Origin of the sequence: Pseudomonas zeae, assembly GCF_014268485.2 — a bacterium.
Classification (GTDB): domain Bacteria; phylum Pseudomonadota; class Gammaproteobacteria; order Pseudomonadales; family Pseudomonadaceae; genus Aquipseudomonas; species Aquipseudomonas neuropathica.
The window spans coordinates 2,965,513-2,986,907 of record NZ_CP077090.1; the positions used below are offsets into that span (position 1 = coordinate 2,965,513).

The 21,395-nt window shown below is 60.3% G+C and carries 23 protein-coding genes; 13 read left to right on the plus strand and 10 right to left on the minus strand.

The window, feature by feature from the left end:
* Nucleotides 1-36 precede the first annotated feature (36 nt).
* The 7 genes from HU754_RS12975 to HU754_RS13005 all read left to right on the plus strand — a co-directional run bounded on the left by HU754_RS12975 (nucleotide 37) and on the right by HU754_RS13005 (nucleotide 8,001).
* A complete protein-coding gene (locus HU754_RS12975) occupies nucleotides 37-723 on the plus strand; it encodes a CsgG/HfaB family protein (RefSeq protein ID WP_161986630.1) in 687 nt (228 codons plus the stop codon).
* A gap of 28 nt (nucleotides 724-751) precedes the next feature.
* Nucleotides 752-1,123 carry a DUF4810 domain-containing protein gene (locus HU754_RS12980; protein ID WP_093430820.1) on the plus strand — a complete coding sequence of 124 codons (372 nt, stop codon included), beginning with the start codon at nucleotides 752-754 and terminating at the stop codon, nucleotides 1,121-1,123.
* A complete protein-coding gene (locus HU754_RS12985) occupies nucleotides 1,120-1,779 on the plus strand; it encodes a DUF799 domain-containing protein (RefSeq protein ID WP_186624527.1) in 660 nt (219 codons plus the stop codon). The genes HU754_RS12980 and HU754_RS12985 overlap by 4 nt, the downstream gene beginning before the upstream one ends.
* Nucleotides 1,780-2,009: 230 nt before the next feature.
* The gene (locus tag HU754_RS12990) at nucleotides 2,010-2,699 is read left to right on the plus strand and encodes a GntR family transcriptional regulator (protein ID WP_095047854.1); all 690 of its coding nucleotides are present in this window, start codon (nucleotides 2,010-2,012) and stop codon (nucleotides 2,697-2,699) included.
* 134 nt (nucleotides 2,700-2,833) lie between these two features.
* Nucleotides 2,834-4,945 carry a hybrid sensor histidine kinase/response regulator gene (locus tag HU754_RS12995; protein ID WP_186624528.1) on the plus strand — a complete coding sequence of 704 codons (2,112 nt, stop codon included), beginning with the start codon at nucleotides 2,834-2,836 and terminating at the stop codon, nucleotides 4,943-4,945.
* A 31-nt stretch (nucleotides 4,946-4,976) separates the two neighbouring features.
* Nucleotides 4,977-7,610 (plus strand): excinuclease ABC subunit UvrA, encoded by a 2,634-nt coding sequence (locus HU754_RS13000; protein WP_186624529.1) that lies wholly within the window; start codon nucleotides 4,977-4,979, stop codon nucleotides 7,608-7,610.
* 124 nt (nucleotides 7,611-7,734) lie between these two features.
* Complete coding sequence (locus HU754_RS13005; RefSeq protein WP_186624530.1) at nucleotides 7,735-8,001, plus strand: hypothetical protein; 267 nt, start codon at nucleotides 7,735-7,737, stop codon at nucleotides 7,999-8,001.
* 384 nt (nucleotides 8,002-8,385) lie between these two features.
* Here the strand turns inward: HU754_RS13005 and HU754_RS13010 are convergent, their stop codons facing one another.
* Both HU754_RS13010 and HU754_RS13015 read right to left on the minus strand, forming a co-directional pair.
* The gene (locus tag HU754_RS13010) at nucleotides 8,386-8,907 is read right to left on the minus strand and encodes a DUF4142 domain-containing protein (RefSeq protein ID WP_186624531.1); all 522 of its coding nucleotides are present in this window, start codon (nucleotides 8,905-8,907) and stop codon (nucleotides 8,386-8,388) included.
* Nucleotides 8,908-8,937: 30 nt separating this feature from the next.
* Complete coding sequence (locus tag HU754_RS13015) at nucleotides 8,938-9,114, minus strand: hypothetical protein (protein ID WP_186624532.1); 177 nt, start codon at nucleotides 9,112-9,114, stop codon at nucleotides 8,938-8,940.
* Between HU754_RS13015 and HU754_RS13020 the strand changes: the two genes are divergently transcribed.
* Together HU754_RS13020 and HU754_RS13025 are read left to right on the plus strand one after the other, a co-directional pair.
* Nucleotides 9,113-9,355 (plus strand): DUF465 domain-containing protein, encoded by a 243-nt coding sequence (locus HU754_RS13020; protein ID WP_186624533.1) that lies wholly within the window; start codon nucleotides 9,113-9,115, stop codon nucleotides 9,353-9,355. The two genes, HU754_RS13015 and HU754_RS13020, sit on opposite strands and share 2 nt — an antisense overlap.
* Nucleotides 9,356-9,462: 107 nt before the next feature.
* Nucleotides 9,463-9,627 carry a hypothetical protein gene (locus tag HU754_RS13025; protein WP_007912545.1) on the plus strand — a complete coding sequence of 55 codons (165 nt, stop codon included), beginning with the start codon at nucleotides 9,463-9,465 and terminating at the stop codon, nucleotides 9,625-9,627.
* Nucleotides 9,628-9,788: 161 nt separating this feature from the next.
* Here the strand turns inward: HU754_RS13025 and HU754_RS13030 are convergent, their stop codons facing one another.
* The 4 genes from HU754_RS13030 to HU754_RS13045 form a co-directional block, all read right to left on the minus strand.
* Nucleotides 9,789-10,865 carry an SMP-30/gluconolactonase/LRE family protein gene (locus tag HU754_RS13030; protein WP_186624534.1) on the minus strand — a complete coding sequence of 359 codons (1,077 nt, stop codon included), beginning with the start codon at nucleotides 10,863-10,865 and terminating at the stop codon, nucleotides 9,789-9,791.
* Complete coding sequence (locus HU754_RS13035) at nucleotides 10,862-12,007, minus strand: sterol desaturase/SRPBCC family protein (RefSeq protein ID WP_186624535.1); 1,146 nt, start codon at nucleotides 12,005-12,007, stop codon at nucleotides 10,862-10,864. The genes HU754_RS13030 and HU754_RS13035 overlap by 4 nt, the downstream gene beginning before the upstream one ends.
* A 110-nt stretch (nucleotides 12,008-12,117) precedes the next feature.
* Nucleotides 12,118-12,981 carry a LysR family transcriptional regulator gene (locus tag HU754_RS13040; RefSeq protein WP_007912548.1) on the minus strand — a complete coding sequence of 288 codons (864 nt, stop codon included), beginning with the start codon at nucleotides 12,979-12,981 and terminating at the stop codon, nucleotides 12,118-12,120.
* A gap of 253 nt (nucleotides 12,982-13,234) precedes the next feature.
* On the minus strand, nucleotides 13,235-14,953 hold the full coding sequence (locus HU754_RS13045) for a hydrogenase maturation protein (RefSeq protein ID WP_186624536.1): 1,719 nt from the start codon (nucleotides 14,951-14,953) through the stop codon (nucleotides 13,235-13,237).
* A 556-nt stretch (nucleotides 14,954-15,509) separates the two neighbouring features.
* Here HU754_RS13045 and HU754_RS13050 point away from each other — a divergent pair.
* Genes HU754_RS13050 through HU754_RS29620 form a run of 3 tightly spaced genes read left to right on the plus strand, consistent with a single transcriptional unit; the run spans nucleotide 15,510 to nucleotide 16,627 of the window.
* Nucleotides 15,510-15,986: an MbcA/ParS/Xre antitoxin family protein gene (locus HU754_RS13050; protein WP_186624537.1), complete on the plus strand. Its 477-nt coding sequence runs from the start codon at nucleotides 15,510-15,512 to the stop codon at nucleotides 15,984-15,986.
* Nucleotides 15,983-16,486, plus strand: coding sequence for an RES family NAD+ phosphorylase (locus tag HU754_RS13055; protein WP_093430855.1), 504 nt, complete (start codon nucleotides 15,983-15,985; stop codon nucleotides 16,484-16,486). Before HU754_RS13050 ends, HU754_RS13055 begins: the two co-directional genes overlap by 4 nt.
* Nucleotides 16,487-16,504: 18 nt before the next feature.
* On the plus strand, nucleotides 16,505-16,627 hold the full coding sequence (locus HU754_RS29620; RefSeq protein WP_264082806.1) for a hypothetical protein: 123 nt from the start codon (nucleotides 16,505-16,507) through the stop codon (nucleotides 16,625-16,627).
* Nucleotides 16,628-16,693: 66 nt separating this feature from the next.
* Here HU754_RS29620 and HU754_RS13060 read toward each other — a convergent pair whose 3' ends face one another.
* Entirely contained in the window at nucleotides 16,694-17,011 is a 318-nt protein-coding gene (locus tag HU754_RS13060) for an SCP2 sterol-binding domain-containing protein (RefSeq protein ID WP_007912567.1), read from the minus strand.
* Between the two features lie 49 nt (nucleotides 17,012-17,060).
* Entirely contained in the window at nucleotides 17,061-17,771 is a 711-nt protein-coding gene (locus HU754_RS13065) for a histidine phosphatase family protein (RefSeq protein WP_186624538.1), read from the minus strand.
* A 204-nt stretch (nucleotides 17,772-17,975) separates the two neighbouring features.
* On the opposite strand from HU754_RS13065, the gene sohB reads away from it, so the two are divergent.
* Nucleotides 17,976-19,007 (plus strand): protease SohB, encoded by a 1,032-nt coding sequence (gene sohB, locus HU754_RS13070; protein WP_093430860.1) that lies wholly within the window; start codon nucleotides 17,976-17,978, stop codon nucleotides 19,005-19,007.
* 61 nt (nucleotides 19,008-19,068) lie between these two features.
* On the opposite strand, the gene HU754_RS13075 is transcribed toward sohB, so the two are convergent.
* Both HU754_RS13075 and HU754_RS13080 read right to left on the minus strand, forming a co-directional pair.
* Nucleotides 19,069-19,563: a DUF934 domain-containing protein gene (locus HU754_RS13075; protein WP_186624539.1), complete on the minus strand. Its 495-nt coding sequence runs from the start codon at nucleotides 19,561-19,563 to the stop codon at nucleotides 19,069-19,071.
* On the minus strand, nucleotides 19,547-21,205 hold the full coding sequence (locus tag HU754_RS13080) for a nitrite/sulfite reductase (RefSeq protein WP_095126375.1): 1,659 nt from the start codon (nucleotides 21,203-21,205) through the stop codon (nucleotides 19,547-19,549). The genes HU754_RS13075 and HU754_RS13080 overlap by 17 nt, the downstream gene beginning before the upstream one ends.
* Between the last annotated feature and the right edge of the window lie 190 nt (nucleotides 21,206-21,395).

The following is a 21,395-nucleotide window of genomic DNA, read 5'->3' on the forward strand; positions in this document are numbered from 1 at the left end:
GGCATCCCCGTTTTTCAAAAGGAATACTCAGTGAGAATGATCTCCCGGATGCTGGTCTCAGGCGTTGCGATTGCCGTGCTCGGCACGATTGCCGGCACACTCGCCGGTTGCGCCACTGAAAGCTCCCGCGCGCTGCCGGTGGCCAAGGTTGAAAGCGCCACACAAGTCTGGACCGGCGTTCGCGTGCCAATGGCCGTGGGCAAGTTCGACAACCGCTCCAGCTATATGCGCGGGATTTTCTCCGACGGCGTCGACCGTCTCGGCGGTCAGGCCAAGACCATCCTGATCACCCATTTGCAGCAGACCAACCGCTTCAGCGTGCTGGATCGCGACAACATGGGCGAAATCCAGCAGGAAGCGGCGATCAAGGGCCAGGCTCAGCGTCTGAAAGGTGCTGATTACGTGGTAACCGGCGACGTCACCGAGTTCGGCCGCAAAGAGACCGGCGATCACCAACTGTTCGGCATCCTCGGCCGTGGCAAGACTCAGGTGGCCTACGCCAAGGTCAACCTGAATATCGTCAATATCAGTACCTCCGAAGTGGTCTATTCGACCCAGGGCGCCGGCGAATACGCCTTGTCCAACCGCGAAATCATCGGTTTCGGCGGCACCGCTGCCTACGACTCCACCCTCAACGGCAAAGTACTGGATCTGGCCATGCGCGAGGCGATCAATCGTCTGGTCGATGGCATGAACGCCGGTGCCTGGAAACCGGGCAACTGATCGACGCCCATTGCAAGGAGCAACACCCATGAATCTGACTTTGTCGCGCGCGCTGATGGCGCTGACGCTGGCCGCCAGCGCCTTGTTGGCCGGTTGTGCCTCCGGCCCGCAAACCCTGTACCAGTGGGAAGGTTACGAGCCCCAGGTCTACGAATACTTCAAAGGCGAAGAGCCGAAAGAAGCCCAGGCCGAAGCGCTGGAACGTGACTTGCAGAAAATCCGCTCCACCGGCAAGGCTGTACCGCCGGGTTACCACGCGCACCTTGGCCTGCTCTATCTGAGCATGGGCAAGGACGACCAGATGGTGCAGCAGTTCAAAACCGAGAAAACCCTGTTCCCTGAGTCTGGGACGTACATGGATTTCCTGCTCAAAAACGCCAAGACCGGAGACGCGAAATGATCGCGCGCACCTTGAAACTGCTGGTCGCCGGTCTGGCCCTGACCGTGCTGGGTGGCTGCGTTGCGCCCAAGACCGTGGATTACTCGGCCTACAAACAGGCGCGGCCGAAAACCATTCTGGTGCTGCCTCCGCTGAACACTTCGCCGGATATGAAGGCGTCCTACAGCCTGTTGTCGCAGGTGACCTTCCCACTGGCCGAAGCCGGTTACTACGTGCTGCCGATTGCGCTGGTTGACGAGACGTTCCGCCAGAACGGTCTGAGCACCCCGGACGACATCCACCAGGCACCGCCAGGCAAACTGAAGGAAATCTTCGGTGCGGACGCTGCGCTGTACATCACCGTGACCGAATACGGTACGCGCTACATGGTGATCAGCAGCGAAACAGCAGTGACCGCGACGGCGAAACTGGTCGACCTGAAAAGTGGCACGACGCTGTGGACCGGTTCGGCCCGGGCGTCGAGCGAAGAGGGCGGCAATAGCAATGCCGGCGGTATCGTCGGCATGCTGATCTCGGCGGCAGTGAAGCAGATCATCAACAGCTCCACCGATGCCGGCTACCCGATTGCCGGTGTGGCGAGCAATCGTCTGCTCTCGGCCGGACACCGGGCAGGCCTGCTATACGGCCCGCGCTCGCCGAAGTACGGCACTGACTGAGCCCGGTAAGATCTTTCCCACGCACTGCGTGGGAAAGATCAAATGTACGCGTGAGCCTGCTCACCGCCCCCCTCCCGGCGCATGTGTCCTGCTTGCAACGAGCAGACAAGTGGCGCGACGCCGCCTCGATGGCTGATCCGCACTCAACGTGCAATCAAGACCCTGCATCTCGAAGCCGAAGGCTATATCCTGCGTGGCACTCAGTTGCTCGACGTTAAAGGAGTGCCCAAATGACCGAAAAGAAACCGGAAACCACGGTCGACCGCGTCTACCAAGGGGTTTACGAGGCGATCAGCAAGCGTTCGTTGCGCCCGGGGATGAAACTGGGTGAGGCCTCGCTGGCCGAATTATTCAATGTCAGCCGCACGTCGGTGCGCGCGGCATTGAAGCAATTGGAGGCCGATGGACTGGTCACCACCGAGCCGAATAAAGGGGCATCGGTGTCGCTGCCGAGCAATGAAGAGCTCCGCTCGCTGTTTGAAACCCGCCGGCTGATCGAGATCGGCATCGTTACCGAACTGTGCCGGCGCAAGGACAGCGCGGCGATGCAGGATTTGCGCGAACACCTGCTGCTGGAAGATGAAGCCCACGCGGCGGGCGATCACGAACGGCTGATCCATCTGCTCGGTGAGTTCCACATCAAACTGGCGTGCAGCCTGAATAACCCGGTGCTGCTCGACTGGTTCCAGAAACTGATCTCCCGCGCTTCGCTGTACGCTGCAGCGCTGGACGACGACAGCCATGAAGTCTGCCGCGACAACGAACACCTGCGCCTGATCGAATACATCGAGGCCGGCAATCAGAGCGCCGCCATCGAGCTGACCTGCACGCATCTGAACGGCATCGAGAAGGCCATTCTCGACGCCGCCGCCAAAATGAAAACCGGCTACCACCCGCTCAAGCACCTGATCGGGGTTTAGGTTCCGGGCGCGGATGAAATCGGCTATATATCATATGAAACCAATGCGACTGGAGGCGCTCGAAACAGACGGGCGTCGCGTCGTTATGGCGTCGCGATTTATCGGGCAATCACCACAGGACACTGAGTCAGTCGATGCAGTTTTTATCCGATAGCCATGGTTGTGACGGCTGGAAAGGCGAAATGGCCGGGCGCATCAGTGCGTTCGACTGGAGCCATACTGAACTCGGTCCGCTGAACAGCTGGCCGGCCAGCCTGTGCAGCGCGGTGCAACTGATGCTGGCGTCGCCGCTGCCGATGGTCATGCTCTGGGGCTATGCCGGGTACATGATCTACAACGATGCCTATTCGAAATTTGCCGGTGGTCGGCACCCGTATCTACTCGGTGCGCCGGTGGAGCTGGGCTGGCCGGAAGTCGCCGATTTCAACCGGCATGTGGTCGATACCTGCCTGGCCGGCGGCACCTTGTCGTTTCGCAATAAAGAGTTGGTGCTGTTGCGCGATGGCGTCCCCGAAGACGTCTGGATGGACCTGTATTACAGCCCGGTGGCCAATGATGACGGCAAGCCGGCCGGGGTGATGGCGATGGTGGTGGAAACCACCGAGTTCATGCACTCCGAACGCCGGCGGCAGGAAGCTGAAAGTGCTTACCGCGCCGACAACGAGCGGGTGCGTCTGGCGTTGAATGCCGGGGCCTTGCTCGGCTCGTTTGTCTGGGACGTGAAAAACAACACGTTGTCGGCAGACGAGCGATTCGCCCGCACGTTCTCCTATCCGCCGGAGCATGACCTGAGCAATCTGGCCCAGGACATCGCCGAGTCGCGCATCCATCCCGATGACCACGCCTGGGTACAAGAGCGCGTCGCCCATTCCGTGCAGACCGGTGAGCCGTATAACGCCGAGTATCGCGTGCGGCGCAGTGACGGCAGTTATTCCTGGGTGTTGGCCAGTGGCGCCTGTGAGTTCGACGAACACGGTGCGCCGTTGCGCTTTCCCGGCGTGCTGATCGACATTCATGAACGCAAGATCGCCGAAGAATCCCTGCTCAAATTTACCCGCAACCTCGAACAGCGCGTGGGCGAAGAAGTCGAGGCGCGGCTGGCGGCTGAAGAGCAGTTGCGCCAGTCACAGAAGCTTGAAGCGATTGGTGGCCTGACCGGCGGCGTCGCCCACGATTTCAATAATCTGTTGCAAGTGATCGCCGGCAATCTGCATCTGCTCGCGCGCCATGAACCGAACAATGCCAACGTGCAGCGCCGCGTCAGCGCCTCGCTGGCAGCAGTCGAGCGCGGCGCCAAGCTGTCCTCGCAATTGCTTGCGTTCGCCCGGCGCCAGCCTCTGTCGCCGGCGGTGTGCAACCCGCAGCAGATTTTCGAAGGTGTCGGCGAATTACTGCAGCGTGCGCTGGGTGAGACTATTCAGATCGACGTGCAACTGCCGCAAAAGCCGTGGCACATCAACGTCGACCGCAACCAGTTGGAAAACGCCATTCTCAACCTGGCGATCAATGCTCGCGATGCGATGAAGGGCGAGGGCACCATTGCGCTCAGCGCTGCCAACGTGCGACTCGAACGCGAGTTCTGTGCCGGTAAAGGCATCGTTCCCGGTGAGTTTGTCCGCGTCGCGGTCAGTGACTCCGGCGCCGGCATCCCGCCAGAGATTCTCGAGCAAGTGTTTGAGCCGTTCTTCACCACCAAGGCTGACGGTCAGGGCACCGGGCTGGGCTTGAGCATGGTGTTTGGCTTCGTCAAACAGAGCGGCGGGCATGTCGAGATCACCAGCACCCTCGGCGAGGGCACGCGGGTGCAGTTGTACTTCCCGCGCAGTCTGCGGCCGATCCTTGATGAGGCGCCCGGTCTGCAAAGGCAGCAGAGCGGCGGCCACGAAACGATTCTGGTGGTCGAGGACAATGACGCCGTGCGCGCTTCGGCGGTCGAATTGTTGCTCGAGGAGGGTTATCGCGTGCTGACCGCCGGTCATGGCGATGCGGCCATGCAAATGCTCCTCGAAGGTGTCGAGGTGGACCTGATCTTCACTGACGTGGTCATGCCGGGGCTGATCAAAAGCTCCGACCTGTTCGCTTGGGCCAAGGTGCAGACGCCGCCGGTGGCGGTGCTGTTCACCTCCGGGCACACCCGCGACATCATTTCACGCAATCACCAGTTAAGCCCTGACACGCACTTGCTTGGCAAACCGTACAGCCCGGAAGCCATGTTGCAGATGATTCGGGTGGTGCTCGGTAGCTGAGCGTAGAACATTCCTTCACCAAGGCAGGTCGATGACTTCCAAACGCACCTCCAAAGCGCCCAACGGCATGGTCCGGGTACGTGGCGCCCGTGAACACAACCTGAAGAACGTTGATGTCGACATTCCCCGCGATGCGCTGGTGGTGTTCACCGGGGTGTCCGGGTCTGGCAAGTCGTCACTGGCGTTCTCGACCTTGTATGCCGAAGCCCAGCGCCGTTACTTTGAGTCGGTGGCGCCGTACGCTCGACGGCTGATCGATCAGGTCGGCGTGCCGGATGTCGACTCCATTGAAGGCCTGCCGCCGGCCGTGGCCCTGCAACAGCAACGCGGCACGCCGAGTACGCGCTCATCAGTGGGCAGCGTGACCACGCTGTCGAGTCTGATCCGCATGCTCTATTCGCGCGCCGGCAGTTATCCGCCGGGGCAACCGATGTTGTATGCCGAGGACTTTTCGCCGAACACCCCGCAAGGCGCGTGCCCCGAATGCCATGGCCTCGGCCGGGTGTATGAAGTCACCGAGGCGCTGATGGTGCCGGACCCGAACCTGACCATCCGCCAGCGCGCGGTGGCGTCCTGGCCGCTGGCGTGGCAGGGACAGAACTTGCGCGACATCCTCGTGACCATGGGCATCGACGTCGACATCCCGTGGAAAAAACTGCCGAAAAAGCAGCGCGACTGGATTCTCTTCACCGAAGAAACCCCGACCGTGCCGGTGTACGCCGGGCTGACCCCGGAAGAAACCCGCGTCGCCCTCAAACGCAAGATGGAGCCGAGTTACCAGGGCACCTTCACCGGCGCCCGGCGCTACATTCTGCACACGTTTACTCACTCGCAAAGTGCGCTGATGAAAAAGCGCGTTTCGCAGTTCATGCTCGGCAGTTCTTGTCCGTTATGCGATGGCAAACGCCTGAAACGTGAAGCGTTGTCGGTGACATTTGCCGGGTATGACATCGGTGAGCTGTCGCAGATGCCATTGCTGCAAGTGGCCGAGGTGCTGCGGCCGGTGGCGGCGGCCAGCTACCTCGAACACGCTGAAGAAACCGGCGAGACCTTAAGTCACGCGCAAACCCGCGAGGCCCGCCAGCAGCGCGTCGCTCATGGCGCCAGTGGCCACGCCAGCGCGCCGGATGTGCGGCACACGCCCAACCTGTCACTGGAAAAACGCCTGGCGGCGCAGCGCATCGCCGAGGATCTGCTGGAGCGGGTCAGCACCCTGACCGATCTGGGCCTCGGTTATCTGGCGCTGGAGCGCAGCACCCCGACGCTGTCGTCCGGTGAGTTGCAGCGCTTGCGACTGGCGACGCAACTGGGCTCGCAATTGTTCGGGGTAATCTACGTGCTCGACGAACCCTCCGCCGGTTTGCACCCGGCCGATGGCGAGGCGTTGTTCGAGGCGTTGCAGCGCTTGAAGGCTGACGGCAACACGCTGTTTGTGGTCGAGCACGATGTGGAAACCATGCGCCGCGCCGACTGGCTGATCGACGTCGGCCCGGCGGCGGGCGAGCAGGGTGGGCAGGTGCTGTACAGCGGCCCGCCGGCTGGTCTGGCCGAGATCGAGCAATCGCAGACGCGGGCTTATCTGTTTGCCGAGTCGCAGCGCCAGGCACGCACCGCGCGCAAACCGACGGCGTGGCTGAAACTTGATGGCATCACCCGCAACAACCTGAATAACCTCAGCGCCGAATTTCCACTGGGTTGCTTCACCTCGGTGACTGGCGTGTCCGGCTCGGGCAAGTCGAGTCTGGTCAGTCAGGCCCTGCTGGAGCTGGTCGGCGCGCAGTTGGGGCGGCCGACGGTGGACAGCGAGCCGGAAGAACTCAGCCTCGAGGACGACGCGCCGCAGATCAGCAGCGGCCAGGTGACGTCGGGGCTGGAGTCGATCAAGCGACTGGTGCAGGTCGACCAGAAACCCATCGGCCGCACGCCACGCTCCAATCTGGCCACTTACACAGGGTTGTTCGATAGCGTGCGCAAGCTCTACGCCGCGACCGACGCGGCACGGGCTGCCGGCTACGACGCCGGACAGTTTTCCTTCAACGTCGCCAAGGGCCGTTGCGCCACCTGCGAGGGTGAAGGCTTTGTCAGTGTCGAGTTGTTATTCATGCCCAGTGTTTATGCGCCGTGCCCGACTTGCCATGGCGCGCGCTACAACCCGCAGACCCTGGCGATTCTCTGGGAGGGTTTGAGCATTGCGCAGGTGCTGCAATTGACCGTCGAGGAAGCGGTGACGGTGTTTGCCGAGCAAGCGGGGATTCGCCGGTCACTGGAAGTGCTGCGCGATATTGGCCTGGGTTACCTGCGCCTGGGTCAGCCGGCCACGGAGTTGTCCGGTGGCGAAGCGCAGCGGATCAAACTGGCCACCGAGTTGCAGCGCAATCAGCGCGGCGCGACCTTGTATGTGTTGGACGAGCCGACCACCGGGCTGCATCCGCGTGATGTCGATCGGCTGCTGGAACAGCTGGATACACTGGTGACGGCGGGGCACACGGTGATTGTCGTTGAGCACGAAATGCGCGTGGTCGCGCAGAGTGACTGGGTGATCGACATCGGTCCGGGCGCGGGGGATCAGGGTGGTCGAATCGTGGTGGCGGGCACACCGCAGAAGGTTGCGGCGAGCAAGAAGAGCAAAACCGCGCCGTTTCTCGCTCGGGCCTTGAGCCGGTAATTGCGGCGTTCCAACTGGCACCATCAAGCGGGCGGCGAAGTTTTGAACGTTGGCGCGGGCCAGGCTTCGAATCTTTAACACCCGACGGATGTGTGTCGGGGGTGTTTTGACCAACGAGGTGGCCATGAACGAGCAAACCAGGCAACAGAGCCAATCTGGCGAACCGATTAACCGCAATGATCCAGCGATTGACCCGCAGGTGCCGGGGCAGCCGGCGCCGACGCAGCAGCAGGGCGATGACGGTCAGGCGCAGAGCGCAGACCCGGCAGTGGACCAGAAGAACAAGCACACGGACAACGACAATGAGTTCAGTCCGGGCTTCGAACCGCAACCGGATCGGGCGAAGCCGGGGGAGGAGACGGATGCCGATATTGATACCGATGGCGGTTGATTTCGGCGGATATGACAAGGCCGCATCTATCTGGATGCGGCCTTTTTTTGCTTTGGGTTTGTGGTGTTGCTGACATCGATCCCCCTCACCCCAGCCCTCTCCCCCAAGGGGGCGAGGGGAAAGGGAGCCGATCTCGGTGCCTTTCAAAAGCCAGGTTCAACTCTGGATTTCAGGTCGGTGTGACTCGAACATTCAACACGATCGGCTCCGTCTCGCTCTCCGGAAAGGCGAGGGGGAAAGGGAGCCGATCGGGGGCAGTTCAAAATCGGAGTTGCACTCCAGTACCTGAGTTCGAAGCCGAAGTTTCAGGTCGGCGTAACTCGAACATCCACCTCGATCGGCTCCCTCTCCCTCCGGGAGAGGGCTGGGGTGAGGGTAAAGCTTTTACTTACTAGGATGTTTGGCCTGCAGCTCTTTCGCCGCTGCCAGATGTTTCTCCAGCGCCGGCAACATTTTCTGTGCAAATGCCTTCAGTTCAGGGGCGCCTTTGACCTTGTCATCCGTCACGGTATTGGCTTGTTTCTTGAACAGCTCGATGGTCTCTTCATGAGCCTTCACCTGATTATTGGCGTAAGCGGCGTCGAAGGACTCGTCGCGCATATCGAGGATCTTTTCCTTGGCCTGTTTGACCAGCGTCGTTTCGTCCGGAACTTCGATGTCATTGGCCTTGGCAATAGTCGCCAGCTCATCGTTGGCCTTGCCGTGATCGGTGATCATCATGTTGGCGAACGCTTTGATGTCAGCCGATTGGCTTTTTTCCAAAGCGAGGCGGCTGGTTTCGATTTCGGCAATACCACCGGCCGCGGCGTTATCGACGAAGTCATTGTCAGTTGCAGCGAAAGCGCTGCCCATGCCGCTGCTCAACGCGACAGCCAGAACCAGATGACGCAGGTTGAATCCGTCCATTGGTGTATCTCCACGCAGTTTTTGTTGGTGTTAACCAATGGAGGGAATACGGCGAGCAAAGGTTTGATCGCATTTGCGACAGGGCGACGAACGGGCACCGCTGGTCTGACAGGTGGTCGACAGAACCGTGCAACCGAGGCCATTCTGATAACTGGCCAGCGCAATCGGTCGCGTTGGCCAGCCGATCAACTGACGGAGGTGTTCCATGCCGGTGACCCATGATCTGTTTCAGGACTTGAGTTTCACGAAGGAAGAGATCCAGCAAAAACGCACCCAGGATCCACGACTGGATTCATTGATCAACAAATACTCCGTAGCCGACGCAGAGGTGGTCAAAGCCGAAACGGCCACTTCAGATGCTCCCACCGACGACGCATTGAAAAAACTCAAAGAGAAGCGCCTGAAGGTCAAAGACGAAATCGTCAGACATTTGCAGGCGCCGTCCTGATTCGCCATTGACCCGCCGACCTGCGGTTGCGGATCGACGGGAACGACAGCCACGACCGGCACCTCGAATGTACAGAGTCTTCCATCCGACTCATTGCGAGGTGCCTTATGAACGATCCCAAATTCCCCAGTGAAGAGCAGGGCGCATTCGACCCGGTTCCCACGCATCCCGAACCGAACAGCCCGGCGCATACCACGGCCAATCCCGAAGAGCCGGATGAGGATCTGCCCGAAGACGAAGATCCGGACAAGTTCGACAAGTCCAGCAACTGACAGACCGTCTTCGTCGGAACGCCGCCCGGAGCACGCTCGCTCCCACAGTGGATTGCGTTGAGCCCAAATGCTGTGGTCAGCAAATAACCCTGTGGGAGCGAGCCTGCTCCGGGCGGCGTTCCGACGATGGCGTCAGCGCATTCACCACAAAGTTGCCAGATTCACTTCAGGGCCACATCCAATGGCATCCGCGCCATATGCGTCGCCTTCAACGAGCCAAAATATAACCACGGCCCATACTCACGCACCGTGGTAATCGGTGAGTAATTGCCACTGCTGGCATCCTGCAAATTGGCAATTACCTTGCCCTCCAGATCCAGCCCCAGGACAAACCCGCGCTTCTCCACCGGCTTAGGCAAAACCGCCAACGCTCGCACGATCATCTTGCGCACGAATGGATACCCTGCGGTGGTGTCTAGTAGCTTGTTGCGCGGCGCATACAACGCCACCCAAAACCGATTGCTGCCATTGAACGCCAGGTTGTCCGGCAGCCCCGGCAGGTTATCGATAAACAGGTCGTGAGTGCCGGCTTTCGGCCCGGTCAGCCAATAGCGGCTGATACGATAGGCGCCGGTTTCGTTGACCAGCACATAGGCGTCATCCGGGCCGAGGGTCACGCCGTTGGCGAACTCCAGCTTGTCCAGCAGGACACTGGTTTTGCCGCTCTGGAAGTCATAGCGCAGCAGGCGTCCATCGCCGCCGTGCTCGATGATTGCTTCGCCGTCATGGCCATAACCCCAGCGGCTGGAAGCATCGCTGAAATAGGCGTAATGCCCTGACTTGTCGATGGCGACGTCATCGGTGAACCCGAACGCCAGACCATTGGCCGCCGTGGTCAAAGGCACCAGCTGACCCTGCGCATCAAGGGACAGCAAACCCTTGACCGCGTCGGCAATCACCAGCATGCCGTTCGGATGCCGGGCCAGGCCCAGCGGGCGGCCACCGGTGTCGGCGAGTACTTTGCGTTGCTGGCCGTCGAGGCTGGTGCGGATCAGTCGGCCGTCGTGCAGCCCGGTGATCAGGAAGTCACTTTCCAGCAGCAAGGCTTCCGGCCCTTCGATGTCGCTCGGCCCGACCTGCGCTGCGCCTTTGAGTTTCTGGTTCTCGGCGTAGAGACCTTCTGTCAGCGATGGCGCTGGCGGCGGCGTCCAGGCCACGGGTTCGACCCTGGTGGGCATCAACAATAAAAAGCCGATGACGATGAGGACCAGCAACAACAGCAGATGTCTCAGCTTCACGCGCTGGCCCTCGCCGAGGCCAGGTAGCGGGCGGCCATGTCGCGCAGCGCCAGCATCGATGCGGCGGATTCGCGCTCGATGCGCCGTTTGAGCAGCAAGCGATTGGCGATGCGCATGCCCAGTCCGTCGAAGCGATAATCCAGCGTGCGCACAAAACGCGTGCCGCTGCCCTCGGGGCTGCATTCATAGGTCAGCAGCAGCGACAAACCATGATCGCCCTGCGCCCGCGCGCACCAGCGCCGGCCGGGCAGGTATTCGGTGACTTCCCAGTGCAAATGGCCCGCGCGCCCGCCGGCATGAATGTCCTCTTCGAAGCGCGCGCCTGCATGCAAAGGGCCTTGCGCACCGTCGATTTTCAGCGACGAGGGGTGCCACTCCGGCCAGCGACTGACACTGGCGGCATAGGCCAGCACGGCGATGGGTTCGCCAGCGATATCGATCGGGTGTTGCAGGCGGGTCATGGGCATTTTCGAATCGCTCAAAGGGGTGGTTTCCGGCTCCCGGTAAAGGGTGCCGAACAGGTAGTCCATCAGCGGCAAAACGATGTTGAAATTGCGCTCCTGCATGCGCTCGCGGCGGTGATGCAGCTCGTGCAAGTGGCGCATCTGGCGGATCCACGGCAGGCGGGTCAGCGGGTTGTGTGGCGGCAGGTGTTCGCAGGCGTGGAATATCTCGTAAGTCAGATAACCGAGGACCATGCAGCCGCCAGACAACCCGGCCACGTTGGCGTTTACCTGTGCGAGCAGCCACCACAACGGTAGGGTGATCAGCAGTGTGTGCAGCACGATCAGCCACGCTGGGAACAGAATCACTCGCCAGTCGCGGGCGCTGTCGTAGGTCATGTGGCCGGGGGTGAAGAAACTGTGATGATCGCCGGCATGCCGGGCGTAGAACATTTTCGCGAAGGTCTTTTTGTGGTGGCCGAGATGACGATGGACCATGTACACGGCGAAATTGAAAAACAGCAGGGTCAACGGCACCGTCAGCCATTCCAGCAGGCTGACCTGGTGCACGCTGCTCCAGAAACCACCAATGGCCAACACACCGAACAGCAGCACGAAGGCGCCGTGCAGCCACGGGTTGTACAGCGGATGAATGGCCGCACGATAGCGGCTGCGAAATGCCTCGGTGGTCTGCCTCACTGCATCACCTGCGGGATTGTTGTTATACCCGGCAGATTAGCCGATCCGGCCGTATGTGCAGGCCGGACCTCCATGGCACATGCGCCATGATCGGCTGTGAAGCCGCCGCGTCAGCTCAGCGGGTTCCAGCGTTGCGACCAGTCATCATCGGTGCGGATCACTTCGCGCAGCAGATGGAAGGCTTGCTGTAGCGTCGCCGAATCGCGATCGCGTGAGTACACGAGGTAAGTCGGATAGCCGAACTCCGGGGCTTTGGTCACCGCTTCCAGGGCGCCGCTTTCCAGATAAGTACGCACGACTCGGGTACGGAAATAGCCGCTGCCGCCGTGTTCGAGAATGTACTGCAGGGCCAGCGGGCCGAGGTTGAAACTCAGCGCGGCTTTGGCTTTTTCCGGCAGGGCCGCGTCATGCTGGCGGCGGAAGTCCGGGCCCCAGTCGATGTAGACGTAGGGATCGGGACGATCGGGGGCTCGCACCAGGATCAGTTTTTCTTCCAGCACTTGCTCGACCTGCAAGCCCGGCCAGTATTCCGGCTGGTAGACCAGCGCGGCGTCGAGCACACCGAGTTCGAGTTGGCGCAGGAGGTTTTCGCCGTCGCGGATTTCCATGCGCAGGGCATGCCCGGGAATCTTCTCGCGCAGTTCCGCCGCCCAACTGAGCATCAACGGGTTGCACAGGCTGACTTCGCCGCCGATGTGCAGCACGTTGTGATAGCCCTCGGGCAGCGGCAGGTCGCGGCGCGCGGCTTCCCAGGTTTGCACCAGTTGATTGGCGTAAACCACAAAAGCCTCGCCATTGGGCGTCAGTTTCGCCCCGGCGCGGTTACGCACGAACAGCGTGCTGCCCAGCTGACTTTCGAGTTTCTGCACGCGAGCGGTTATCGCCGTTTGCGTGACGAACAGCTTCTGCGCCGCCGCGGCGAGGCTGCCGTGGCGGACGATTTCCAGAAAGGTGCGAGCGAGATCGATGTCCATGGGCGGGCCGGTGTTTGAGGTGGCGGGCATTGTAAAGGCAAAAGCCCCTCATCGGATCGCCGCCCGCCTAACCCTCTCCCGGAGGGAGAGGGGACTGATTGGGGGATATTGAAAAAATGCACCGACTTGAACGATCAGCGTTGAATCCATAATCGGCCCGATTTTTCAGGTCGATGCAGCTTGCCAGACACCTCGGTCGGTTCCCTCTCCCTTGGGAGAGGGCTAGGGTGAGGGGAAAGCAGTCACCGCGAAATCAACTGGCCAACTCAACCGAACGCACCCGCGCCCACTCTTCAATCAACCGCGCCGGCGTGCCACACACCTTGCGCTTGAAGACAAAATTTCGGCACTTCTCGGCAAACTGATTACGGTTGTAGAGCATGTCTTCCTGCATCTCCTGCAGCTCGGTTTCGCGGCATTGCTGGATCAATACCTGATCAACCCGTGCCTTGCGCTCGCGTACCGCCGCGTAAGTCGGATCGCTCACCACGCTGTTGGCCCGTTGCAGCAACCACAGGGCAAACTCGTCCGGGCAGCGCGGGCCGATTTCCTGAACCATGCCCAGTTGCCACGCCTGTACCGCGCTTACCGGCAGGCAAGCCTGGGTCAATTGCTCGGCCATTGCCGGGCCGACGGCGCGGGGCAGGCTGTAGGTCCAGTATTCGGAGCCGTACAAGCCCATGCTCTTGTAATGCGGATTGAGCACGATATCGGCGCGGGCAAAGACAATGTCGGCCGCCAGCGCAAGCATCACACCACCGGCGCCCGCGTTGCCGGTGACGCCACTGACCACCAGTTGCCGGGCCGTCAGCAGTTCTGCGCAGACATCATCGATTGCCTGAATATTCGCCCAGGCTTCGGCGCCAGGATCCTGCGCGGCCTGAATCACGTTCAAATGCACGCCGTTGGAAAAACTGCCGCGCCCACCCTTGATCAACAACACCTGGGTATCACGGGATTTGGCCCAGCGCAGTGCGGCGACCATGCGCTGGCACTGCTCGGTGCTCATGGCGCCGTTGTAGAACTCGAAGGTCAGCTCACCGACGATGCCGGATTCCCGGTAGCGGATCGGTTGATAGGCTTCGTTACTGAACGGGTGCGTGGCGATCGACCAGTCCAGCACAGGCACCTCGGCCAGTTGCCCGGCCAGCACGTGCCGCGCCGGTTGCTTGAAGGTCTCTTCGCCAGGTTGCGGTTTGCGCCGTAGCGCGCCGATCCACAGGCTTTGATCACCGGCGGCGACCAGCACCGCATCGTCATGCACCGCGAGAATCTCGCCGGGCATGCCGCTACGCGAATCCAGGTGCGCGTCGTACACGTAATACTGACCGCCGGCGAGGCTCGCCAACACGCCGGGCTGGCCGTCGGCAGCATCGATGCAGCGTTTGATAAAGCGTGCGCAATCGTGCCAGCTGAAGCTGCGGTCGACCTGCTTCATGTTCGGCTGCAAGCGTCCGCGTACTTTCGTGTCGGCATAGTCGAGGGCAACCGGTTCAAACCTTTCCATGAATTTCTCCACCACTTCGCGAATACAACGAGTCGCCGCATCACTGACCCGGCCGTTGTACAGCTCGGATTTGCGCAGGCCCGCCGGCAGGTTGAATTCGCAGGTGGCCCACACCGGACCGGCGTCCATTTCCTCAACTGCCTGCAACGCGGTGACGCCCCAGCTTGGCAGTTCATTGGTAATCGCCCAGTCGAGGGCACTGGCGCCTCGATCGCCGACGATACCCGGATGGATGATCACCACCGGCCGTTCGGTGTTGCTCCACAGCGCCTGCGGCACGCGGTCCTTGAGGAACGGGCAGATCACCAGATCCGCGCCGCTGTGTTCGATCTGTTCGCACACGCTCTGTTCATCGGTAAACAGCACAACGCTGGGTGAGTGCCCGGCCTCGCGCAGTTCCAGCCAGGCGCGTTGAGTCAGGCCGTTGAACGCAGACGACAGCAGAATGATGTTGAGTGATCGCATGATTGCTCTTCCTTGAGTGGATTCGGCCGTGGGCTCTCGCTGAGCCGTCCCTGGCCTTCGATTGAGCCGCGAGATTAATCAGTGACCACCCACGCGCCAGTGATCGAGGTCAACGTTCTGTCAGCCAATGTTTCTGCGGCGACCAAGCGCCTTATGTTCAGTGGTTTGAATGTGGTGATTTTTTATTGCTTAAAGTGTCGCCGAGGCTGCTGCACAGTCGCGCCTGGCTTAGAGCCAGACGGGCGGCAGTGGTGGCTGGATGTGAGTGATCACTGCGGCGGCTGATGGCAGGATTTTTTGTGTTTACGTCCTACGGAAAATGCAGGGTTTTGCGGCAAGCAGGGGATATTTCCGACGACCTTTTCAGGTTGGTCGTCGGAAGCGCGATCTATAGCATCGGTCCTGACATTGAAGTCGCTGAGCGGCTTGAACGCTCAGGCTCCCGGATCAAGGATCAATTATGCGTACCCCACACATTGAGCATGAAACCTCTGTTTATTCCCTGCGCAATTTCTGGATCGACGATCGCGCCAGATGCCCCATGGAGGATATCGTGATGCCCACACCCAAAGCGCCCCGGCTGACGGGGCTGAAGAAGGTCGCGGGCAAGCCTGTCGATCTGCTCGTGAACGGCCAGAACATCGGTGACGATGCCCTGCTGATCATCCGCCTTACCGACGAGGGCTTTGAGCTGAACGATGTCGTCAACATGCTTTCAACTTGCGAGTTGTATCTGCGCGAAGACATGGTCAAACGTATCACCGGCAAGTCTGTAAGAACCGTGCGCCGGCACATGAAGGAAGGCAAACCGGTACGGCTTGACCCGCAACAGAGTGTCGTCGCCTACCAATATGCGCTGGTGCTGGAGATGGCCACTCGGGCATTCGCCGGGCAATCGCGGGCGGAGGTATGGATGCAGAAACCCAGCCCTTATCTGAGCGGCCGCGTGCCATTGGAATTTATCCGACATCCACTGGGTTTCCAGATGGTGGAGCAATATTTGTGGCAGATCATGTCCGGGGTTTACCCATGAATCCCTTGCCTTGGGACGAGCACTGGTATGCCTGGCGGCTGGATCCCGAGGTTTACGGGACTACGTGGGACAGCGGGATAGGTTCAGAGCTGAATGGAGGTCGATGGAATGTGCCTGGCCGGCGAGTCGTTTATGCATCAGTCGATCCGTCTTCGGCCATTCTGGAGGTGGCAGCTAATAACAGTTTTGATGCGCTCGACAGTGAGCCATACGTGCTGACGTGCTTTGAAGTCATCAGCGATGCCAAGGTCAGAATCGTGCAGCCGGAAGAGGTGCCGAATCCGTACTGGTTAAGCCCCGCCCGACCTTCACCCAATCAGCAGTTGTTTGCCGAGGCGCTGCTGGCCGAACATCCGTTTGTGCTGATCCCCTCGGCGGCGACTCGGTATTCCTGGAATCTGCTGGTGAGCTGCGAGCTGGCAGAGGGGCAGTTCAAAATGGTCTCTCAAGAAAGGTTTGGCCTGGATACCCGGTTGTTGAAGGACATGGCATTGGCCTGACAAGCAAAGATGCTGTTCATGACTCAGTTTTTACCCGTCAAATTACCTTTGAGCCTGGCCTTGCGGCTGGCCATCAACACGCTGCCGGCCATTGCCGCCGAAGGCAGGGCAACAGAATGTGGGAGCGGGAATGCGCAGTAAATTTGAGCGCGCGAATGAAAAAATCCCGCCATGAAGGCGGGATTCTTATGCCGCTGAACGTCGCTATTACGACGGGAACAGCTCGGACAGTTTCATCGACAGCATCATGTCGCCTTCAACGCGCAGCTTGCCGCCCATGAAAGCCTGCATGCCGTCGGTTTCGCCGCTGACGATACCTTTAAGGGTTTCGCTATCCAGTACCAGCGTGCAGTTGGCGTCCGGGTTCTCGCCTTCCTGGATATCGCAGGTGCCGTCTTTGACGATCAGCGAGTACTGCTTGTCTTCGTCAGTGATGTTGAAACCGAAAACCAGATCCAGACCGGCAGCAGCGGCTGGGTTGAACTTGGCTTGCATTGCTTTTACGGCATCGGCTACGGAGGTCATGGTTCGATCCTTATGGGTTGATTACAGCAAGGTTCACAGTTAACCGGACTCAGCGGAAAGTGATGAGTTCCGGTGCCTTCAACAGCTGCAGGTGTGCATGACTGTTGAAGGAGGCCAAAGCCACCTCGCGACCGCGGAACTTCAGCTGGTTGAGCGAGGTGTTGACGATTTGCCAGTTCAATTCAAAGGCCTGTCTGGCAGGCATTTGCGTAATGAGGTGGAGCAGGGCGGTGATGGTGCCGCCGGAGGTGAACACGGCGATTTTCTGTTTGTCGCCAGCCTGTTCAAGAATTCGCTGCAGTCCGGCCTGAACCCGTTCGACGAAACCCAGCCAGCTTTCCAGCCCCGGCGTGTCAAAAGTGCCGGCCAGCCAGCGCTCGATGATCAAGGCGAAAATCCGTTGGAATTCGCCACGGTTCTGTGCGGCGTTGCGCAGGATGTCGAGGGCTTCCGGCTCGTCCGCGAGCATGTCCGGGAGCAGCGCGCGAATGACCGCGTCGGCATCGAATTCGTTGAACGCAGAATCGGTTTCCAGGGTCGGCACCGGCAGGCCTTTGGCGGCGTATTGCGCCAGCGCGCTGGTGGCCGTGTGCTGTTGGCGACGCAGGTCACCGGCGAGGCAGCGATCGAAGCTGATGCCCAGTTCAGCGAGGTGCTGACCGAGGATTTCTGCCTGACGCACACCGGTCGGCGACAGGACGTCATAGTCGTCTGCACCAAAGGAGGCCTGGCCATGTCGTATCAAGTAGATGCTGCCCACGTCCGCGTCATCCCGGTACGTTGAAGGTTGTGGCGAGGTTATGAGGATGACGGGTAGCTGTCAATGAAAAAACATACGCTTGTTTGAAATGCCCGTTACAGGGGTGTTGCCAGAGGTTTCACGGCTGGCCGACAAGCCGACGCATGGGTATGCTGGAGCCATCCCGCGTGTGTCTCACATCCGCGCATTGTTTAAGGAGTCTTTGTGGAGTTTTTCACCGAATACGCCAGCTTCCTGGCCAAGACCGTCACCCTGGTAGTCGCCATTCTGGTGGTGCTTGCCAGTTTTGCCGCATTGCGCAGCAAGGGCCGGCGCAAATCGGCCGGTCAGTTGCAGGTCAGCAAACTCAATGATTTCTACAAGGGCCTGCGTGAGCGCCTGGAGCAGACGTTGCTCGACAAGGATCAGCTCAAGGCTTTGCGCAAAGGCGAAGCCAAGTCCGAAAAAAGCGCGAAAAAGCAGAAGAAACAACCTGACGCCAAATCCCGCGTATTCGTCCTCGATTTCGACGGCGACATCAAAGCTTCCGCCACCGAAAGCCTGCGCCACGAAATCACTGCGTTGCTGACGCTCGCCACGCCAAAGGACGAAGTGGTCCTGCGTCTGGAAAGCGGCGGCGGCATGGTTCACAGCTATGGTCTGGCATCATCGCAACTGGCGCGTATCCGCGAGGCCGGCGTACCGTTGACCGTGTGCATCGACAAGGTCGCGGCCAGCGGCGGCTACATGATGGCGTGCATCGGCGAGAAGATCATCAGCGCGCCGTTCGCGATTCTCGGCTCGATCGGCGTGGTTGCACAGCTGCCCAACGTCAACCGCTTGCTGAAGAAACACGACATCGACTTTGAAGTCCTCACCGCCGGTGAGTACAAGCGCACCCTGACCGTGTTTGGCGAAAACACCGAGAAGGGCCGGGAGAAGTTTCAGGAAGACCTGGACATCACCCATCAACTGTTCAAGAACTTCGTGGCCCGCTATCGCCCGCAACTGGCGATTGACGACGTGGCTACCGGTGAAGTCTGGCTCGGCGTCGCCGCGCTGGATAAGCAATTGGTCGATGAACTCAAGACCAGCGATGAATACCTGGCCGACCGGGCGAAAAAGGCTGAGGTCTACCACCTGCACTACGCCGAGCGCAAAAGCTTGCAGGAACGTATTGGCATGGCCGCCAGCGGCTCGGTCGACCGCGTACTGCTGAGCTGGTGGAGTCGTCTGACCCAGCAGCGCTTCTGGTAATTCGAGCAGGCATAAAAAAACGCCGGTCACATGACCGGCTTTTTTTGTCCGCAGCAAACCTTCAGCGGCGACGGAACAGCGGCAGCGGTTCGTCGGTGGCGGCCTGATAGGTCACCGAAAAGTCCTTGAGACCTTCCAAAGCTTCGTACGGGTCTTTGTCCGCACGCACGGCAAAGGCGTCGAAACCACAGCGGTGCATGTAGAACAGCTGATCGCGCAGCACGTCACCAATCGCCCGCAGTTCACCTTTGAAACCGTAACGGTCGCGCAGCAGGCGGGCGTTGGAGTAGTTGCGGCCGTCAGTGAAAGCCGGGAAGTTCAGGGCAATCACCTGGAACTCGGCGACGTCTTCACCGATTTCCTCGGCTTCTTCGTCGGCGTCCAGCCACACACCCAGACCACCGTCGCGAGCCTTGAGCATGCGACCGTGTTCACGCCACAGTTGCAGCGGCACGATCAGGTCGTCGCAGTTGCTGATCTCGTCGATGTTGAAATCCTTGGGCAGCAAGTGCCAGGTTTCGTCGACGACCGCGTTGTTCTTAATGATTCGCTGCATAGACGCGTTCCTTGAAGAGGTCGATGCCAATACGCTGGTAGGTGTCAATGAAGCGCTCGTCTTCAGTACGTTGTTCAACGTACACGTCGATCAGCTTCGAGATCACGTCCGGCATGGCTTCCTGGGCGAAGGACGGGCCGAGGATCTTGCCCAGGCTCGCATCACGGCTGGCGCTGCCGCCGAGGGAGACCTGATAGAACTCTTCGCCTTTCTTGTCCACCCCGAGGATGCCGATGTGGCCGACGTGGTGGTGACCACAAGCGTTCATGCAGCCGGAGATGTTCAGGTCCAGCTCACCGATGTCGAACAGGTAGTCGAGGTCGTCGAAGCGACGCTGGATAGACTCGGCAATCGGGATCGACTTGGCGTTGGCCAGCGAGCAGAAATCACCGCCAGGGCAGCAGATGATGTCGGTCAGCAAGCCGATGTTCGGCGTGGCGAAACCGCCTTCACGCAGCTCACCCCACAGGGCAAACAACTGGCTTTGCTCGACGTCGGCAAGAATGATGTTCTGCTCGTGCGAGGTGCGCAGTTGACCAAAGCTGTAGCGGTCGGCCAGATCGGCGACGGCGTCGAGCTGCTTGTCGGTGATGTCGCCCGGGGCAACGCCGGTCGGCTTCAGCGACAGGGTCACGGCCACGTAGCCCGGCTTTTTATGCGCCAGGGTGTTGCGGGTGCGCCAGCGAGCGAAGCCTGGATGCTCTTTGTCCAGCTCGGCCAGTTGCGCGGTCTGGTTGTCCAGCGCCTTGTAGTCCGGGTCGACGAAGTGCTTGGCGACGCGATGCAGTTCGGCTTCGGTCAGTGTGGTCTGGCCACCGCGCAGGTGTTCCATTTCCGCATCGACTTTCTGCGCGAACACCTCCGGCGTGAGCGCTTTGACGAGAATCTTGATCCGCGCCTTGTATTTGTTGTCGCGACGGCCGTAGCGGTTGTACACGCGCAGGATGGCGTCGAGGTAGCTCAACAGGTCCTGCCACGGCAGGAACTCGTTGATGAACGCGCCGACCACCGGAGTACGACCGAGGCCACCACCGACCAGCACGCGGAAGCCCAGTTCGCCAGCGGCGTTGTGCACCGGCTCAAGGCCGATGTCGTGAACTTCAATGGCCGCACGGTCAGCGGTCGAACCGTTGACGGCGATCTTGAACTTACGCGGCAGGTAGGCGAATTCCGGGTGGAACGTGGTCCACTGACGGACGATCTCGCACCATGGGCGCGGATCAATCACTTCGTCCGCAGCGACACCGGCGAACTGGTCGGTGGTGACGTTGCGCAGGCAGTTGCCGCTGGTCTGGATCGCGTGCATCTGCACGGTGGCCAGTTCAGCCAGAATGTCCGGGATGTCTTCCACCGCCGGCCAGTTGAACTGCACGTTCTGCCGCGTACTGATGTGGGCGTAGCCCTTGTCGTAGTCGCGGGCAATCTTGGCCATCATGCGCGTCTGACGCGAAGTCAGCTGGCCGTAAGGCACCGCCACACGCAACATCGGCGCGAAGCGCTGGATGTACAGGCCATTTTGCAGGCGCAGGGGGCGGAATTCTTCTTCGCTCAGCTCACCTGCCAGATAGCGTCGGGTCTGATCACGGAACTGCTTGACGCGGTCCTCGATGATCCGCTGATCGTACTCGTCGTATACGTACATATAAGTCCTGTTCTCAGGCTTGGGCCATTCGGAGTAGCACTGCGTTTTCGCTTGCTGGAGTCCGATTGTGCCTCTGCAATTCTGCGCGCACGGCCGCGCACTCCCTAACGGAGCCGGGGCAATATACCCGTTTGCAGTTATGCGCAAAAGTGATGTTTGAGTATATGTAAAGAACCAAATCGCCTAACGA